This window comes from Tenacibaculum sp. 190130A14a, from assembly GCF_964048965.1.
In the GTDB taxonomy this organism is placed as follows: domain Bacteria; phylum Bacteroidota; class Bacteroidia; order Flavobacteriales; family Flavobacteriaceae; genus Polaribacter; species Polaribacter polynesiense.
In genome coordinates this window covers 2,382,708-2,400,810 of the sequence record NZ_OZ040189.1, presented here as the reverse complement: position 1 = coordinate 2,400,810, position 18,103 = coordinate 2,382,708, and the positions used below count along the sequence as shown (strand labels likewise).

Annotated in this window: 12 protein-coding genes and 1 other RNA gene; 11 read left to right on the top strand and 2 right to left on the bottom strand. The window is 33.8% G+C overall.

Annotated elements, in window-relative coordinates:
• Both ABNT22_RS11400 and ABNT22_RS11395 read left to right on the top strand, forming a co-directional pair.
• The gene (locus ABNT22_RS11400) at nucleotides 1-1,647 is read left to right on the top strand and encodes an alpha-amylase family glycosyl hydrolase (protein WP_348719060.1); all 1,647 of its coding nucleotides are present in this window, start codon (nucleotides 1-3) and stop codon (nucleotides 1,645-1,647) included.
• A 5-nt stretch (nucleotides 1,648-1,652) separates the two neighbouring features.
• The gene (locus ABNT22_RS11395) at nucleotides 1,653-3,080 is read left to right on the top strand and encodes an alpha-amylase family glycosyl hydrolase (protein WP_348719059.1); all 1,428 of its coding nucleotides are present in this window, start codon (nucleotides 1,653-1,655) and stop codon (nucleotides 3,078-3,080) included.
• 35 nt (nucleotides 3,081-3,115) lie between these two features.
• Here ABNT22_RS11395 and ABNT22_RS11390 read toward each other — a convergent pair whose 3' ends face one another.
• Nucleotides 3,116-3,628 (bottom strand): hypothetical protein, encoded by a 513-nt coding sequence (locus ABNT22_RS11390; protein ID WP_348719058.1) that lies wholly within the window; start codon nucleotides 3,626-3,628, stop codon nucleotides 3,116-3,118.
• Between the two features lie 142 nt (nucleotides 3,629-3,770).
• Between ABNT22_RS11390 and ABNT22_RS11385 the strand changes: the two genes are divergently transcribed.
• The 3 genes from ABNT22_RS11385 (at nucleotide 3,771) to murA (ending at nucleotide 8,112) form a co-directional block, all read left to right on the top strand.
• A complete protein-coding gene (locus ABNT22_RS11385) occupies nucleotides 3,771-6,101 on the top strand; it encodes an ATP-dependent helicase (protein ID WP_348719057.1) in 2,331 nt (776 codons plus the stop codon).
• Between the two features lie 70 nt (nucleotides 6,102-6,171).
• A complete protein-coding gene (locus ABNT22_RS11380) occupies nucleotides 6,172-6,798 on the top strand; it encodes a DUF4290 domain-containing protein (protein WP_348719056.1) in 627 nt (208 codons plus the stop codon).
• Entirely contained in the window at nucleotides 6,799-8,112 is a 1,314-nt protein-coding gene (gene murA / locus ABNT22_RS11375; protein WP_348719055.1) for a UDP-N-acetylglucosamine 1-carboxyvinyltransferase, read from the top strand.
• Between the two features lie 51 nt (nucleotides 8,113-8,163).
• Here the strand turns inward: murA and ABNT22_RS11370 are convergent, their stop codons facing one another.
• Entirely contained in the window at nucleotides 8,164-8,358 is a 195-nt protein-coding gene (locus ABNT22_RS11370) for a hypothetical protein (RefSeq protein ID WP_348719054.1), read from the bottom strand.
• Between the two features lie 163 nt (nucleotides 8,359-8,521).
• On the opposite strand from ABNT22_RS11370, the gene ABNT22_RS11365 reads away from it, so the two are divergent.
• The 6 genes from ABNT22_RS11365 to ABNT22_RS11340 all read left to right on the top strand — a co-directional run bounded on the left by ABNT22_RS11365 (nucleotide 8,522) and on the right by ABNT22_RS11340 (nucleotide 18,102).
• Nucleotides 8,522-9,103, top strand: a complete 582-nt coding sequence (locus ABNT22_RS11365) for a nucleotide exchange factor GrpE (protein WP_348719052.1) — start codon at nucleotides 8,522-8,524, stop codon at nucleotides 9,101-9,103.
• 70 nt (nucleotides 9,104-9,173) lie between these two features.
• A complete protein-coding gene (dnaJ, locus tag ABNT22_RS11360) occupies nucleotides 9,174-10,298 on the top strand; it encodes a molecular chaperone DnaJ (RefSeq protein ID WP_348719051.1) in 1,125 nt (374 codons plus the stop codon).
• A gap of 444 nt (nucleotides 10,299-10,742) precedes the next feature.
• Nucleotides 10,743-11,053: RNase P RNA component class A (gene rnpB / locus ABNT22_RS11355), an RNA gene on the top strand.
• Between the two features lie 362 nt (nucleotides 11,054-11,415).
• The gene (locus ABNT22_RS11350) at nucleotides 11,416-14,193 is read left to right on the top strand and encodes a bifunctional aconitate hydratase 2/2-methylisocitrate dehydratase (protein WP_348719050.1); all 2,778 of its coding nucleotides are present in this window, start codon (nucleotides 11,416-11,418) and stop codon (nucleotides 14,191-14,193) included.
• Nucleotides 14,194-14,368: 175 nt separating this feature from the next.
• Nucleotides 14,369-16,636 carry an aconitate hydratase gene (locus ABNT22_RS11345; RefSeq protein ID WP_348719083.1) on the top strand — a complete coding sequence of 756 codons (2,268 nt, stop codon included), beginning with the start codon at nucleotides 14,369-14,371 and terminating at the stop codon, nucleotides 16,634-16,636.
• A gap of 92 nt (nucleotides 16,637-16,728) precedes the next feature.
• Complete coding sequence (locus ABNT22_RS11340; RefSeq protein WP_348719049.1) at nucleotides 16,729-18,102, top strand: YfcC family protein; 1,374 nt, start codon at nucleotides 16,729-16,731, stop codon at nucleotides 18,100-18,102.
• Nucleotide 18,103 lies beyond the last annotated feature (1 nt).

The window sequence follows — 18,103 nt, the reverse complement described above, 5'->3', positions numbered from 1 at the left end:
ATGAAGAAACTACTCATTGTTTTCATAGGATGCATCACCTTATTTTCTTGTAAAAAAGAAGAGAAAAAACTAAAGCAAGAAGTTCCGTTTGTTTGGAATGGAGCAAACTTATACTTTTTACTTACCGATAGGTTTCATAATGGAGACACCTCCAACGATGTGAACTTTAATAGAACACATGAACCATCAAAATTCAGAGGATTTGAAGGAGGAGACTTAAAAGGAATTACCAAAAAAATAAAAGAAGGATACTTTGATGAATTAGGAGTTAATGCTATATGGATGTCGCCTATCGTAGAGCAAATTCATGATGGAACCGATGAAGATACGGGGTATACTTATGGTTTTCATGGATATTGGACCAAAGATTGGACACAATTGGATCCGAATTTTGGAACTGAAGAAGACCTTAAAGAGCTTATCAAAACAGCACATAAACACAAAATTAGAATTTTGTTAGATGCCGTTGTAAACCACATTGGTCCGGTAACAGCCAAGGATAAGGTTTGGGAAGAAAATTGGGTGCGCACAACCCCGCAATGTGTATATAAAAACTATGAAACAACGGTAACCTGTACACTTGTAAGAAACTTACCAGATGTATTAACAGAAAGTAATGAAGAAGTAGCCTTACCAGAAGAATTGGTTAAAAAATGGAAAGCAGAAGGACGTTATGAGCAGGAAGTAAAAGAACTGGACGAGTTTTTTAAGAAAACCGGATATCCTAGAGCACCACGATTTTATATTATGAAATGGTTGGCAGATTATGTCAAAGAATTCGGAATTGATGGGTACCGTGTAGATACGGTAAAACACGTAGAAGAAAATGTATGGCAAGAATTTAAAACCATCTGCGATACCGCATATGAAGAGTTTAAATCAGCACATCCAACAGAATACTTAGGAAAAGACTTTTATCTAGTTGGAGAAGTCTATGGATATGGAATTAGTGGTGGACAGTTCTATGATTTTGGAGATAAGAAAGTAAACTATTTCGATAAGGCTTTCAACAGCTTAATCAACTTTGAATTTAAATGGAATGCAAAGCAACTCCCTAGTTACGAAGCCCTATTTGCTAAGTATGACAAAGCCTTGCATAATGAGTTAAAAGGTTTTGAAACCTTAAACTACATGACCTCACATGATGATGGACAACCTTTTGATCCTAAAAGAGAAAAAGCTTATGAAACAGCTACAAAACTGTTGTTATCACCAGGTACATCACAAATATACTATGGAGATGAAGTAGCACGTCCGTTAATCATAGAAGGAGCAGAAGGAGATGCTAATTTACGTTCTCCAATGGATTGGGAGGAACTAAAAAAACAAGATACTAAAGATTTGCTAGCACATTGGCAGAAATTAGGAAAGTTTAGAAAGAATCACCCAGCGGTTGGAGCAGGAAAACATCTAATGATTTCTGAAAGACCATATCTATTCAAAAGAAGTTTTGAGCAAGGTACTTTTAAAGAAGAAATAGTAATCGGTTTAGACTTACCTAAAGGAGAGAAAACCCTTGATGTAGCAGCTGTATTTAAAGAAGGAACTTTATTAAAAGACGCGTATTCAAATCAAGAAATAAAAGTAACCAACGGAAAAATAGTTATAAACACCCCTTATACAATTGTATTATTAGAAAACAACTAAAGAGTATGAAGAAACTAACGTTAATTATTGCAAGTTTATGTATCGTTTTTGCATGTAAAACTGAAAAAAAGGAAGAAGCCAAAGTTACCACTCCAGCAGCGGTAGCTAAAATAGCCCCTGTTTCAGATAACATGATGGAAAATGCGGTTATATATGAAGCAAATATTAGACAGTATTCAAAGGAAGGAACCTTTGAGCAATTCACAAAAGACATTCCTCAATTAAAAGAATTAGGCGTAAAAATTATATGGTTAATGCCCATATTTCCAATTTCAGAAACGAAGAGAAAAGCAACTGGAGATAAGTTTGCTTCGGAGTTTCCAGAAGGGGAAAGAAAAAAATATTTAGGAAGTTACTATGCTGTAACCGATTTTACGAAGATCAATCCAGAATTTGGTACCATTGAAGATTTTAGAAAATTGGTAAAAACGGCACATGAAAATGACATGTATGTAATTTTAGATTGGGTTCCAAACCATACAGGATGGGATCATACTTGGTTAACAAGCAATCCAGAATTTTATACAAAGAATGCAAAAGGAGAAATTACAGATCCTTTAAATGCTGATGGAACTCCAGTAGGTTGGGCAGATGTTGCTGACTTAAACTATGACAACAAAGAATTGCGTAAGGCAATGGTAAAAGACATGCAACATTGGATTACCGAAGAAAATGTAGATGGATTCCGTTGTGATGTTGCAGGATCAGTACCAACAGATTTCTGGCAGGAAGCAATACCGAAGTTAAGAGCTAAAAAAGACATCTTTATGTTAGCAGAAGCTTGGGAACCAGAACTATTAAAAGACGGATTGTTTGATATGGCTTACGGATGGGATCGCCATCATACCATGAACCACATTGCGAAAGATGGTGGAGCAAAAGCGTGGGATGAAAACTATGCAAAAGATACTACACGTTATGAAAATGATGATATTTTAATGACGTTTGTAACGAACCATGATGAAAATTCTTGGAACGGAACCATTGAAGAGCGTATGGGAGATGCTTGGGAAGTTATGACTGCTTTAAGTTATGTAGCACCAGGAATGCCATTAATTTACTCTGGACAAGAATACGGAATGAAACATCGATTAAAGTTTTTTGAAAAAGATGAAATACCACATGAAAAAGGAAAAGAGTGGGAAGTATTGCAGAAATTAGGAAAACTTAAAGAAACAAACACTGCTTTAAATGGAGGAAAAGAAGCTGCTTCATACGAGCGCTTAGAAACAGATAAAAACATATTAGCTTTTGTACGTAAAAAAGGAAATACTGAAGTGGTATTTATTGCAAACCTTTCTAAGGAAGGAGATAAGATAGTTGCACCAGTAGAAGGTACCTTTAAAGATTATATGGCTAATTCGAACATTACATTAAACAAAGATGCTTTTGAACTAGGTCCATGGGAATACAAGATCTTAATCAAAGAATAACAACGAATAAAAAAGCTCGCAATTGCGAGCTTTTTTTATATTAATTTTTTTACTTCTTGTTTTAGAATTAAAACAGCGGTTTCTGTTGGACTCGCTTCTTGAGAATAGTCTATCAGAACATTTTCTCTTAATTCGTTAGCAGAACTCGCCTTTTCAGCAGTATTCCTAATCTTAGCCATAATCGCTAACTTAGCGCCTGTTACTGCTTTCCAACTATCATCAGAAATATACAATTGTTGCACTAAATTGTGCTCAAACTCTTGCTCAATATTGGCAATTAACAATTGAGAATAATCTTCTGGGTTATTTCCAATTGGTTTAATTCTTAATAATAATTTAGCTGGATTAATACGTTCACAAAACAAAAGCATACGCTCATATGCTTGCAGCTTTGTTGGTAAACTCTCTCGTTTTTTTTCAACTAAAGCGTTGAACTTTTTCTCATTATTATCTTGATCAATAAAGCGACTTAAAATCATGTATGCCACACCTCCAGTAATTAAAGCAGGAAGGGCATAAGCAAGTCCTTCTAATATTTTATCTTCCATATTCAAAACTATTGAAGACGAAAGTAAGCATAACATTTACTTTGAGAAAAAAAATGTGAATAAAAAAATGTTAATAAGCCTTTATAAAACCTAAAAGAATCCGTAATTTTCCACTTTGTAAATTCTTTCAATATATTTTTCATTGAGTACTTATTTAGAGCAACTTAACGAGCCTCAAAGGGCAGCCGTTTTACAAAAAGACGGTCCAATGATTATCATTGCAGGAGCAGGATCTGGTAAAACAAGAGTATTAACTTACAGAATTGCACATTTAATGCAAGGAGGAGTAGATGCTTTTAATATATTGTCATTAACCTTTACCAACAAGGCAGCACGAGAAATGAAAGAGCGTATTGGTAAAGTAGTAGGATATAGTGAAGCCAAGAATCTGTGGATGGGAACATTTCACTCTATTTTTGCACGTATTTTGCGTTCTGAAGCAGATCGATTGGGATATCCATCTAATTTCACCATCTATGATACCCAAGACTCTGTTCGTTTAATTACTGCAATTATTAAAGAAATGCAGTTAGACAAAGATAGATACAAACCAAAACAAATTTTGAGTCGTATCTCATCTTTTAAAAATAGTTTGATTACGGTTAGAGCATATTTTAATAATTCAGAGCTACAACAAGCTGATTTAGAAGCCAGCAGACCGAAAACAGGAGACATTTATAAAGAATATGTGGATAGGTGTTTTAAATCTGGGGCTATGGATTTTGATGATTTATTATTACGTACTAATGAATTGTTAGCTAGATTTCCAGATGTATTGGCGAAATATCAAGACCGTTTTAGATATATCATGGTAGATGAGTACCAGGATACCAACCATTCACAGTATTTAATCGTAAGAGCTTTAGCAGATCGTTTTCAAAATATTTGTGTGGTAGGAGATGATTCGCAAAGTATCTATGGATTCCGTGGGGCGAATATTCAAAACATCTTAAACTTCCAAAAGGATTACCCAGATGTAAAAACGTTTAAATTAGAACAAAATTATCGTTCTAGCAGCAATATTGTTCTAGCAGCAAATAGTGTGATTGATAAAAACAAAACCAAATTAGACAAAGAGATTTGGACCGCTAATGACGCTGGAGAGCAAGTAAAAGTGATGCGAACTATTTCAGAAGGAGAAGAAGGACGTTTTGTGGCGCAATCTATTTGGGAGAACAAAATGAATCAACAATTGCAAAACGATTCATTTGCCATTTTATATAGAACAAATGCACAATCGAGAGCAATAGAAGATGCATTACGTAAGAAAAATATTCAGTATAAGATTTATGGAGGTATATCTTTCTACCAACGAAAAGAAATAAAAGATACACTTTCGTATTTAAGAATATTAATCAACCCGAATGATGAAGAAGCATTAAAGCGTATCATTAATTATCCTGCAAGAGGTATTGGTGCTACTACGGTTGATAAATTGGTCATTGCTGCAAATCACTATAAAAAATCCATTTTTGAAGTTTTAATGAATTTGGATAAGGTTGATATAAAGATCAATGCAGGTACCAAAACAAAGTTGCAAAACTTTGTAAATATGATTCAGCGTTTTCAGATTGAAGCCAAGGCAAAAAATGCTTTTGAAGTAGCTGATTCTGTTGTAAAACAAACACAAATAGTAAAAGACCTTCAAAAAGACGGTACTCCCGAAAGTATTACTAAAGTGGAGAACGTTCAAGAATTATTAAATGGTATTAAAGATTTTATTTCAGATAAAATTGAAGAAGGATTAGATGCTTCCTTAACGGCTTTCTTAGAAGATGTGGCATTGGCTACGGATTTTGATTCTGAAAAACAAGATGAAGAACCGAGAGTTTCTTTGATGACAATTCACTTATCAAAAGGATTAGAATATCCGTATGTATATATTGTAGGATTGGAAGAAAATTTATTTCCATCTGCAATGAGTATGAATACGAGAAGTGAATTGGAAGAAGAAAGACGTTTATTTTATGTAGCTTTAACTAGAGCTGAAAAAGTAGCTTATTTAACTTATGCACAAACAAGATACCGTTGGGGGAAACTTACAGATGGAGAACCTAGTAGATTTTTAGAAGAAATTGATGATAAGTTCTTAGAATACTTAGCTCCAAAACTCCCAGAACCAAGGGCGAATCGTTTCATTGATGCAGATTTGTTTGATGATGCTCCTAAGCAGGTGCGTTTTCAAAAGCCAATTCAGAAGAAACGAAAGGAGTTTTTGGCTAAAAAAGATAAATCAAATTTAGTACCTCCAAAAAGTCGAATGAAAAAAGTTTCTGAAGTATCATCTTCAAAAGCCAATTTATTTGATGGAGAAATTACTGTAGGGAATTTGGTTGAGCACAATCGTTTCGGAACTGGTAGAGTCATAGGTTTAGAAGGAAAAGGACCAAATAAAAAAGCAGAAATAGAATTTAGCACTGCAGGAAAAAAGAAATTATTACTTCAATTCGCAAAATTGAAGGTAATAGGTTAATTAAAATTAAAGCAATCTTAAGCAATAATTAGCAATTATTAGCTATTTTGCATACTTAAAATATTGAAAAATGACGTTTGATTTAGAATATAATTCGGAAAGACCTACTATGAGAATACCAGAATATGGTAGACATATTCAAAAATTGGTAAATCATTGTATGGCTTTAGAAAGCAAGGAAGAGAGAAATACTATGGCAAAAGCAATCATTGATGTAATGGGGAATTTACAACCTCACTTACGTGATGTTCCAGATTTTAAACATAAATTATGGGATCAGTTGCATATAATGGCCAATTTTGAGTTAGACGTAGATAGCCCATATGAAACTCCTTCAAAAGAAGAATTACAAGAAAAGCCAGAGAAATTACCTTATCCTAAATCAGCATCAAAATATAGATTCTACGGAACCAATATTCAAACAATGATTGATGTAGCATTAACTTGGGAAGAAGGAGATATGAAAGAAGCATTGATATTTACCATAGCAAATCATATGAAGAAATGTTATCTAAACTGGAATAAAGATACTGTTGAAGATGGAGTTATCTTAGAACATTTATATGAGCTTTCTGATGGTAAAATTGACTTTAGAAATATGGAAGAAGGTTTGATTGAAAGTAAAAATTTGATTAAAGTTAGAAGTACTTACAGTAAAAAGAAGAACACAAATAAAAATAAAAATAGAAAGAAGTAAATGGCATCATTTAAAATAGAAGGAGGGCATAAGTTAAAAGGAACTATTACGCCACAAGGAGCAAAGAATGAAGCATTACAGATAATTTGTGCAGTTTTATTAACTCCCGAAAAAGTTGTGATTAATAACATCCCAGATATTATTGATGTAAACAAACTTATTTTCATCCTAGGAGAATTAGGAGTTAAAATAGAGAAATTAGGACCAAATTCATATAGTTTCCAAGCAGATGATATTAATTTAAAATATTTAGAGAGCCCAGAATTTAAAAGAGATGGTAGCTCTTTAAGAGGGTCTATTATGATTGTAGGTCCGTTATTAGCACGTTTTGGAAAAGGATATATTCCAAGACCTGGAGGAGATAAGATAGGACGTAGACGTCTTGATACACATTTTGAAGGATTCATTAATCTAGGAGCAAAATTTCGTTACAATAGAGAAGAATATTTCTATGGTGTTGAAACCGATACAGGTTTAGTAGGAACAGATATGTTGTTAGATGAGGCTTCAGTTACTGGAACTGCAAATATAATTATGGCAGCAGTTTTAGCTAAAGGAACTACTACAATATATAATGCAGCTTGTGAACCATATATTCAGCAATTGTCTAAAATGTTGAACTCTATGGGGGCAAAGATAACAGGAGTAGGTTCTAATTTATTAACTATTGAAGGAGTTGAATCGTTAGGAGGGTGTACCCACAGAGTTTTACCAGACATGATTGAGATTGGTAGTTGGGTAGGAATGGCTGCAATGACACGTTCAGAGCTAACAATTAAAGATGTTAGCTGGAAAGATTTAGGACAAATTCCAAATGTATTTAGAAAATTAGGAATCAACTTAGAAAAACGTGGAGATGATATCTATATTCCTGAGCAAGATTCATATGAAATACAAAACTATATTGATGGATCTGTTTTAACAGTAGCCGATGCACCTTGGCCTGGTTTTACACCAGATTTATTGAGTATTGTTTTGGTAGTTGCTACGCAAGCAAAAGGAACGGTATTAATACATCAAAAAATGTTTGAAAGCCGATTATTCTTTGTAGATAAATTAATAGATATGGGAGCCAAAGTAATTTTATGTGATCCGCATAGAGCTACCGTAATTGGTCATGATTTCCAAAGTCAATTAAAAGCAACAAAAATGACTTCACCAGATATTAGAGCAGGAATTTCTTTATTAATAGCTGCGTTATCGGCAAAAGGAACTTCAATAATTAATAATATTGAACAAATTGATAGAGGATATGAAAATATAGAAGCTCGTTTAAAGTCTATTGGAGCAAAAATTGAAAGAATTGAAGACTAGTCTAAAATAGAAGGTAAAAAAAAGGCTACCATTTTGGTAGCCTTTTTTATTTTAAGATTCTTCGTTACAAGTATAAACTTGAGGGCAAGCAATTAATTGGTGGCAATAAAAAGGACCAGTAACACGTCCTGCACAATCACATCCACATTTGGAAGCATCTTTGAAAGAAATACCTCCATTAATAGATTTTAATTCTTGTTTTGCTAAAATTGTTGCACCTTTTACGTTTAATAAGTTTTTTCTCATGAGTACGAGGGACTTTTAAGTTAATATTTATTCGAGTTAAATATATAAAAATTATACTAACAAAAGCATAAAAAAATAATTAATAATGTCATGTTGACACAATTAATTAATTGGCAATATTATTGATAAAAGAATGCTAAAGAAATTTAAGAAACGATTTACAATGAGTAAAGATCAATATACACAAGAAGACGAGTTAAAAGATAATTTAAAACAAGTAGAGGTTGATGTAAATCAAGAGGGAACTACTGATTCTATTGATGATAAGGAAGCTAAAGAAGATAAGGAAGAGAAAGAGGTACCTACCGCAGAAGAGTTAATTCAAGCAGAAAAAGACAAATATTTGCGTTTATTTGCAGAGTTTGAAAATTATAAAAAGCGTACAACTAAAGAGCGTATAGAGTTATTTAAAACAGCAAGTCAAGAATTAATGACAGCTTTACTGCCAATTATGGATGATTTTGATAGAGGTTTGGCAGAAATTAAAAAATCTGAAGACACTGAGTTATTAAAAGGGATGGAGTTGATTCAGTCTAAGTTTAAAAATACTTTGACTCAAAAAGGATTAACTGAGATTGAGGTGAATCCGGGAGATAGTTTTGATGCTGAGATTCATGATGCAATTACACAAATTCCTGCTCCAACAGATGATCTAAAAGGAAAGATTATTGACTGTGTGGAAAAAGGGTATAAGCTAGGAGATAAAATTATTCGCCATCCAAAAGTGGTAATGGGACAAGCATAAACAATTAATAATTTCCAATTATCAGTTATCAATTGCATATTGCTAGTTGTTAATTGTCAATTAAAATACAATGGCAAAACAAGATTATTACGAAATATTAGGAGTTACAAAATCAGCTACACAAGCTGAAATCAAAAAGGCATATCGTAAGATGGCCATTAAGTATCATCCAGATAAGAACCCTGATAATACTGAAGCAGAAGAAAAATTTAAATTAGCTGCCGAGGCTTATGAGGTCTTGAGCGATGAAAACAAAAAAGCACGTTACGATCAGTATGGTCATGCAGCCTTTGAAGGAGGTCAAGGAGGCTTCGGTGGAGGCGGTATGAATATGGATGATATTTTCAGCCAATTTGGAGATATTTTTGGAGGTGCTTTTGGAGGTGGCTTTGGTGGTTTTGGTGGCGGTGGACGTCGTCAAGCTAGAGTTAAAGGAAGTAACTTACGTATTCGTGTAAAGCTAACTCTTGAAGAAATAGCAAATGGAGTTGAGAAAAAAGTAAAAGTTCGTAGAAAAGTTCAAGCTGAAGGAGTAACTTATAAAACATGTTCAACATGTAATGGTAGTGGGCAACAAATGCGTGTTACCAATACAATATTAGGTAGAATGCAAACTGCTACGACTTGTAGTACATGTCATGGAGCTGGAGAAATGTTAGATTCTAAACCATCAGGGGCCGATGCACAAGGTATGGTTGTTAAAGAAGAAACAGTTTCTATTAACATTCCTGAAGGTGTAACAGAAGGAGTACAGTTAAAAGTAGGAGGGAAAGGAAATGAAGCACCTGGTAATAACTCTATTCCGGGAGATCTTTTAGTTTTAATAGAAGAGGTAAAGCATGAAACTTTAAAAAGAGAAGGTAGTAACATCCATTATGATTTATACATCAATTTCTCCGAAGCTGTATTAGGAACTTCAAAAGAAATTGAAACGGTAACTGGAAAAGTTAAAATCAAGGTTGAGGCAGGTACACAATCTGGTAAAATCTTAAGGTTAAAAGGTAAAGGGTTACCAAGTATAGAGCATTATGGTAATGGTGATTTTCTAATTCATATTAATGTTTGGACTCCTCAAGAACTTACAAAAGATCAACGAAAGTTTTTTGAAGAAATGATGGGAGATGATAACTTTAGTCCGAATCCTCAAAAAACAGATAAATCTTTCTTCGAAAAGGTAAAAGATATGTTTTCGTAAAAAAACTTTTTTTCCTTGTAGGAATAAAAAATAAAAACTTAAATTTGTAGTGTCTAGAAGACGTTCTAGACACTTTTTCTTTTTCATAGCAATTTTCCCACTCAGTTTTTTGAGTGGGTTTTTTTATGGCCATTTTTTTGAAAAAGTATTGCATATACCAAAAACATAAATTATATTTGTAATATCTAGGAGACGTCCTAGATACTTTTTCTTTTTCATAGCAATTTTCCCACTCAATTTTTGAGTGGGTTTTTTTATGCATAGCATTTTGATAAAAATATGTTAATTCCAAAAGAAAAGTTGAAATAAAAGATGGTTGTATTAAAAAACATTTATATATTTGTACCGTCTAGAAGACGTTCTAGACACTTTTTCTTTTTCATAGCAATTTTCCCACTCAATTTTTGAGTGGGTTTTTTTATGAAATCGTACATTATAAAATATAAAGCAGACCTATCTTATCGACTTAAAGTAGTTTAAGTAGGAAAGTCCGGACACCATAGAGCAGTATAGCGGATAACATCCGTCCGGCGTAAGCCGAGGACAAGTGCAACAGAAAGTATGTACAGGTAATGCTGTAGTGAAACCAGGTAAACTCTATGCGGTGCAATGCCACGTATATTAGAAATTGAGTGTAGCTCGCACGATTCTAAGGGGTAGGCAGATGGATTTTACGAGTAATTGTAAAACTAGATAAATGATAAGAGCTTCAATTATTTGAAGAACAGAATCCGGCTTATTGGTCTGCTTTTTTTCTTATTTAGAATGATTATAAGAATATTTTCTTCCAAGTAAAAAATGTTGAATTATCAATTTCGCAATTTTTTAAGATTTAAAACCTTGTTTTTTTGATATATTTTTAAAAAAGAGGTTTTGAAATTAAATTAATTTGCTTTTTTGGCTGTTTTGTTGTTTATTTTTAAAATTCACCCTAAAATAGTACTTTTGCTAAGCGAAAAATAACAAAATAACGATCATAAATATTTTATACTTAGTACCTTTTCATTGGCTATAAACAGTAAATGATAGACGCTATAGTTTTAAGAATTAAAATGAGTTTAACTTTATAAACAATGTTTAATTTTTCTTCTTAAAAATATTTTAAAACACACCTTTTATGAATACATACTCAGATTACCTAAAGGAGATTGAAGTAAGAAAAGGCCAAGGTTTACACCCAAAGCCAATCGACGGAAGCGAATTATTAAAAGACATTATCTCACAGATTAAAGATGAAAATAACGAGCACCGCGAAGCATCTCTAAACTTTTTTATTTATAATGTTTTACCTGGTACAACTAGTGCTGCTGGAGTAAAAGCTCAATTTTTAAAAGAGATTATTTTAGGAGAATCTGTAGTAAAAGAAATTACTCCTGAATTTGCTTTTGAGCAATTATCTCACATGAAAGGGGGGCCTTCTGTTGCAGTGTTATTAGATTTAGCTTTAGGAAACAATGAAGAAATAGCTAAACAAGCGGCTAAAGTATTAAAGACGCAAGTATTCTTGTATGAAGCAGATACAGAGCGTTTAGAAGAAGCAATGAAGTTGGGAAGCCCAATAGCTAAGGATATTATTGAAAGTTATGCTCAAGCTGAGTTCTTTACAAAGTTACCAGAGATAGATGAAGAGATTGAAGTAGTAACGTATGTAGCTGGTGTAGGTGATATTTCAACGGATTTATTATCTCCAGGAGCGGATGCGCATTCAAGATCAGATCGTGAGTTACACGGACAATCTATGTTCGAGCATAATAAAGACATGCAAAATGAATTATTAGCATTACAAAAAGAGCACCCAAACAAGCGTGTAATGTTAATTGCTGAAAAAGGAACAATGGGGGTTGGTTCTTCTAGAATGTCAGGTGTAAATAATGTGGCTTTATGGACAGGTATTCCTTCAAGTCCTTATGTACCATTTATCAATATTGCACCAGTAATTGCTGGTACAAATGGTATTGCTCCAATTTTCTTAACTACAGTGGGTGTAACTGGAGGTATTGGAATTGATTTAAAGAATTGGGTAAAGCAAAAAGATGAAAATGGAAATACCATTGTTGATGAAGATGGTGATCCAATTTTAAAAGAAATGTATTCTGTAAAAACAGGTACAGTTTTAACAATAAACACTAAAGAAAAAAAATTATATAACGGAACTCAAGAGTTAAAAGACATCTCTACTGCATTAACTCCTCCGAAAATGGAGTTTATCAAAGCAGGTGGATCTTATGCCGTTGTATTTGGTAAGAAATTACAAACTTTTGCATGTAAAGTTTTAGGAATTGATGTTCCTCAAGTATATGCTCCTTCTAAAGAAATATCTATTGAAGGTCAAGGTTTAACAGCTGTAGAAAAGATTTTTAATAGAAATGCAGTAGGAAACACACCAGGTGTTACGTTACATGCAGGATCTAATACTCGTGTAGAAGTAAATATTGTAGGATCTCAAGATACTACAGGGTTAATGACTTCTCAAGAATTAGAAATGATGGCTGCAACGGTTATTTCTCCAATCGTAGATGCTGGGTACCAATCAGGATGTCACACAGCTTCAGTTTGGGATGATAAGTCAAAAGCGAACATTCCAAGATTAATGAAGTTTATGAATGACTTTGGTTTAATTACAGGTCGTGATCCTAAAGGAGTGTACCACCCAATGACGGATGTTATTCACAAGGTATTAAATGACATTGCTGTAGATGATTGGGATGTAATTATTGGTGGTGATTCACATACACGTATGGCAAAAGGTGTTGCATTTGGTGCAGATTCAGGAACAGTAGCTCTAGCTTTAGCAACTGGAGAAGCTACAATGCCAATTCCTCAGTCTGTAAAGGTTACATTTAAAGGAAACATGGTTCCTTATATGGACTTCCGTGATGTAGTGCACGCTACACAACAACAAATGTTAGATCAATTTGAAGGAGAAAATGTATTCCAAGGAAAAATTATTGAAGTACATATTGGAACGTTAACTTCAGATCAAGCATTTACATTTACAGATTGGACTGCAGAAATGAAAGCGAAAGCTTCTATTTGTATTTCAGAAGATGAAACATTAATCGAGTCGTTAGAAATTTCAAGAGATCGTATCCAAATTATGATTGATAAAGGAATGGACAACGAGAAGCAAGTATTACAAGGTTTAGTAGATAAAGCGAATGCTCGTATAGCAGAACTTCAATCAGGTTCTAGACCTGCATTAAAACCAGATGCTGATGCAAAGTATTATGCAGAAGTAGTAATCGATTTAGATAAGATTGTTGAGCCAATGATCGCTGATCCAGATGTAAATAATGAGGATGTATCTAAGCGTTATACACATGACAATATCCAACCATTATCTTTCTACGGAGGAACTAAAAAAGTAGATTTAGGATTTGTTGGGTCTTGTATGATTCACAAAGGAGACATGAAGATTTTAGCGCAAATGCTAAAGAACATTGAAGCACAACAAGGTAAAGTAGAATTCAATGCACCATTAGTAGTTGCACCTCCAACATATAATATTGTAGATGAATTAAAGGCAGAAGGAGATTGGGATGTGTTAGCTAAGTATTCTGGTTTTGTATTTGATGATGATGCACCAAAAGCGGCTGCACGTACAAAATATGAAAACGTATTATATTTAGAGCGCCCAGGATGTAACTTATGTATGGGGAACCAGGAAAAGGCGGAGCCAGGAGATACAGTAATGGCTACTTCAACACGTTTATTCCAAGGTCGTGTAGTAAGAGATTCAGATGAGAAAAAAGGAGAATCTTTATTATCATCAACTCCAGTAGTAGTGTTATCTTCAATTTTAGGAAGAACTCCAACTTTAGAAGAGTATCAAGCAGCTGTGGAAGGTATTGTGTTAACTAAGTTTAAGCCTTCACAAAAGCAATTGGTAATGTAATAATTACAATACTTTATAGAAATATATAAGAGTCCGAGTTTATAGCTCGGACTTTTCTTTTTATATTATTTTAATCAATTAATTAGATACTCTTATTGGTATTAATTATACTAGATTCAAGATGATTACACCTTTTTTTGCTAACTTTAGGCATATAACAAAAACGAACAAAACCATGGCTTTTGATATTGAAATGATAAAAAAGGTGTACAGTAAGTTTGAAGAGCATGTAAATGCAGCAAAAAAACTTACTGGTAAACCGTTAACGCTTGCTGAAAAGATTTTATATGCACATTTGTGGGATGGAAAAGCAACGACTGCTTATAATAGAGGAGTTGACTATGTAGATTTTGCTCCTGATCGAATTGCATGTCAAGATGCAACAGCCCAAATGGCCTTGTTGCAATTTATGCAAGCAGGAAAGAAGAAAGTAGCAGTACCTACCACGGTACACTGTGATCACTTAATTCAGGCGAAAGTAGGAGCTTCGGTAGATTTACAAACAGCATTAAATAATTCAAATGAAGTATTTAATTTCTTAGAATCGGTTTCTAATAAATACGGAATTGGATTTTGGAAACCAGGTGCAGGAATTATTCATCAAGTAGTATTAGAAAATTATGCTTTTCCGGGAGGAATGATGATTGGTACCGATTCACATACGGTAAATGCTGGTGGACTTGGAATGGTAGCCATTGGAGTAGGTGGAGCCGATGCTGTTGATGTTATGGCTGGGATGCCTTGGGAGTTAAAATTCCCTAAACTAATAGGAGTAAAGTTAACGGGTAAATTATCAGGATGGACAGCTCCTAAAGATGTAATCTTAAAAGTAGCTGAAATTTTAACCGTAAAAGGAGGAACTGGAGCAATTGTAGAATATTTTGGGCCGGGAGCAACGGCAATGTCTTGTACTGGTAAAGGAACTATTTGTAATATGGGAGCAGAAATAGGAGCAACAACTTCTACTTTCGGTTATGACGATTCTATGGAACGTTATTTACGTGCTACAGATAGAGATGATGTGGCTGATGAAGCTAATAAAATTAAAGAATACCTTACGGGAGATCCTGAGGTATATGCAAATCCAGAACAATATTTTGATCAAGTTATTGAAATAAACTTATCAGAATTAGGGCCATTATTAAACGGACCTTTTACACCAGACTTATCTACTTCAGTAGGTAAAGAAATGACAGAAAAGGCAACTACAAATGATTGGCCTCTAGAGGTAGAATGGGGATTGATAGGTTCTTGTACCAATTCATCTTATGAAGACTTGTCAAGAGCATCTTCGGTAGCACAACAAGCCTTGGATAAAGGATTAAAAACAAAAGCAGAGTTTGGAATTAATCCAGGCTCTGAGCAAGTACGTTATACCGCAGAAAGAGATGGGATTTTACAGGTTTTTGAGAAGTTAAATGCAAAGATTTTCACCAATGCTTGTGGACCATGTATTGGACAATGGGGGCGTTATAAAGACCCGAAAAATGCACCAAAAAACTCAATAGTACATTCTTTTAATAGAAACTTTGCCAAGCGTGCTGATGGAAATCCAAACACGCATGCTTTTGTAGCTTCACCAGAGTTAACTGCTGCGATTGCAATTGCAGGACGATTAGACTTTAACCCGTTAACAGATAAACTAATCAATGAAAATGGTGAAGAGGTAATGTTAGATGAACCTACTGGATGGGAATTACCGCCAAAAGGCTTTGAAGTAGATGATAATGGCTATTTAGAGCCAATTGCAGATGGAAGTGGAGTAGAAGTTATGGTAGATCCTAATTCTGAACGATTAGAATTGTTAACACCATTTACGCCAATTGGTGATGAAATTAAAGGAGCTAAATTATTAATTAAAGCTTTTGGAAAGTGTACAACAGATCATATTTCTATGGCAGGACCTTGGTTGCGTTATCGTGGGCATTTAGATAATATTTCAAACAACTGTTTAATAGGAGCAGTAAATGCGTATAACAAGCAAACCAATTTTGTTAAAAGTCAAATTACAGGAGAGTACGATGCGGTTCCTAAAACACAAAGAGCGTATAAAGCAGCAGGAGTTAAAACTATTGTAGTGGGTGACCACAACTATGGTGAAGGGTCTTCTCGTGAACATGCAGCTATGGAGCCACGTCATTTAGGTGTTGTGGCGGTATTGGTAAAATCATTTGCTAGAATTCATGAAACGAATCTTAAAAAACAAGGAATGCTAGGATTGACTTTTGCAAATGAATCAGACTATGATTTGATTCAAGAAGATGACACATTCAACTTTTTAGATTTACGTGAGTTTGCTCCAGGGAAACCATTAACTATTGAAGTAGTACATGCTGATGGGTCTAAAGATAGTATTATAGCAAATCATACCTATAATGCAGGACAAATTGAGTGGTATAAAGAAGGTTCAGCATTGAATTTAATTAAGAAACAAAATATCTAAATTTCTAGATATCAAATATTTTCTAAGGAAAGTGCAGTTTTTAGCTGCACTTTTTTATTTTTGGGATGAACGCTAATTCTTAAACTATACTTTTGAAAAAAATAAAAATCCCTCATGCTTTAACCTTATTGTTTATTATAATACTATTGGTTTCGGCACTTACACATATTATTCCGGCAGGAAAGTTTGAAAGAGTTTTAATGGAAGGTAGAAATAGAGTTATTCCTAACTCCTATGCAGTTATTCAAAGTACACCCGTAAGTTTTTTTGATATTTTCAAAGCAATTCCTTTAGGTTTTAAAACGGCTGTAAATATTATTTTTATTGTATTAGCTGGAGGAATTATGTTTGGTATTATGGAAAAGACACAAGCCATTGAAAATGCTGCAGGAACCTTAGTAAAGAAATTAGGGAACGAAAAGAGGTATCTTATTGTATTTTTAATCACGTTTTTTTATGGTTTCTTAGGAGTTTTTGTGGGGTATGAACATAATATAGCTATGGTACCATTAGCGGCGGTATTAAGTATTGCCATTGGTGGAGATTTAATCTTAGCAGCCGGTATTTCGGTTGCGGCAATTACAGTTGGTTTTGGATTATCACCGATAAATCCCTATACCGTTGGAATTGGTCATAAAATAGCAGAATTACCGTTGTTTTCAGGAGCTGCATTGAGAACCATTTTGTGTTTGTTGGCACTGGGGATTTTGGCATTGTATAATATTCAATACTTGAAAAAAACTTCACATAACCCTGATAAATCTTTGGGAAAAGGATTAGATGAAAACGGAATTAAACTATCAAAATCTATTTCAGAATATACGATAACTAGAGGTAATTATATGGTCTTATTTATCTTTATAATTGGCTTAGGTGTAATACTTTGGGGAGTATTTCAACATAATTGGTATTTTATAGAACTTTCGGCTGTATTTTTAATGATAGCAATAGCCAGTGGTTTGGTTTCGAGGATGAATCCAACGGTTTTTAGTGAAACCGTATTAGAATCGGTTGCAAAAGCTGCTCCAGGGGCTTTTATGGTTGGTTTCGCAACCACTATAAAAGTACTTATGGATATGAGTAATATTAGTGATACCATATCTTTCGAAATGGCAAACTTATTACAAGGATTACCTCAATATTTCGCTGCTGTTGGAATGTCCATTTCACAAGGAGTGATCAATTTATTTATTCCTTCTGGTAGCGGACAAGCACTGGCTACCTTACCAGTAATGATTCCTTTAGGAGAAGTGTTAGGTTTAACAAGACAAACTACAATTTTAGCATTTCAAATAGGAGATGGAGTAACTAATTTAGTTAATCCAACTTTGGGAGGGCTTATCGCCATGTTAAGTATGTGTAGAGTTCCTTTGAATAGATGGTTCAAATTTATTTTACCATTAGTGATGATAATATTAGTACTTTCATGGACTATTTTAACAATAGCCACTTTTATAAATTATTAAA

Excerpts from the sequence above, each read along its gene's own strand:
- ABNT22_RS11390 (WP_348719058.1), bottom strand. The coding sequence starts at position 3,628 with ATGGAAGATAAAATATTAGAAGGACTTGCTTATGCCCTTCCTGCTTTA.
- murA (WP_348719055.1), top strand. The coding sequence starts at position 6,799 with ATGGCATCATTTAAAATAGAAGGAGGGCATAAGTTAAAAGGAACTATT.
- ABNT22_RS11370 (WP_348719054.1), bottom strand. The coding sequence starts at position 8,358 with ATGAGAAAAAACTTATTAAACGTAAAAGGTGCAACAATTTTAGCAAAA.
- ABNT22_RS11380 (WP_348719056.1), top strand. The coding sequence starts at position 6,172 with ATGACGTTTGATTTAGAATATAATTCGGAAAGACCTACTATGAGAATA.
- ABNT22_RS11365 (WP_348719052.1), top strand. The coding sequence starts at position 8,522 with ATGAGTAAAGATCAATATACACAAGAAGACGAGTTAAAAGATAATTTA.
- dnaJ (WP_348719051.1), top strand. The coding sequence starts at position 9,174 with ATGGCAAAACAAGATTATTACGAAATATTAGGAGTTACAAAATCAGCT.
- ABNT22_RS11400 (WP_348719060.1), top strand. The coding sequence starts at position 1 with ATGAAGAAACTACTCATTGTTTTCATAGGATGCATCACCTTATTTTCT.
- ABNT22_RS11395 (WP_348719059.1), top strand. The coding sequence starts at position 1,653 with ATGAAGAAACTAACGTTAATTATTGCAAGTTTATGTATCGTTTTTGCA.
- ABNT22_RS11345 (WP_348719083.1), top strand. The coding sequence starts at position 14,369 with ATGGCTTTTGATATTGAAATGATAAAAAAGGTGTACAGTAAGTTTGAA.
- ABNT22_RS11350 (WP_348719050.1), top strand. The coding sequence starts at position 11,416 with ATGAATACATACTCAGATTACCTAAAGGAGATTGAAGTAAGAAAAGGC.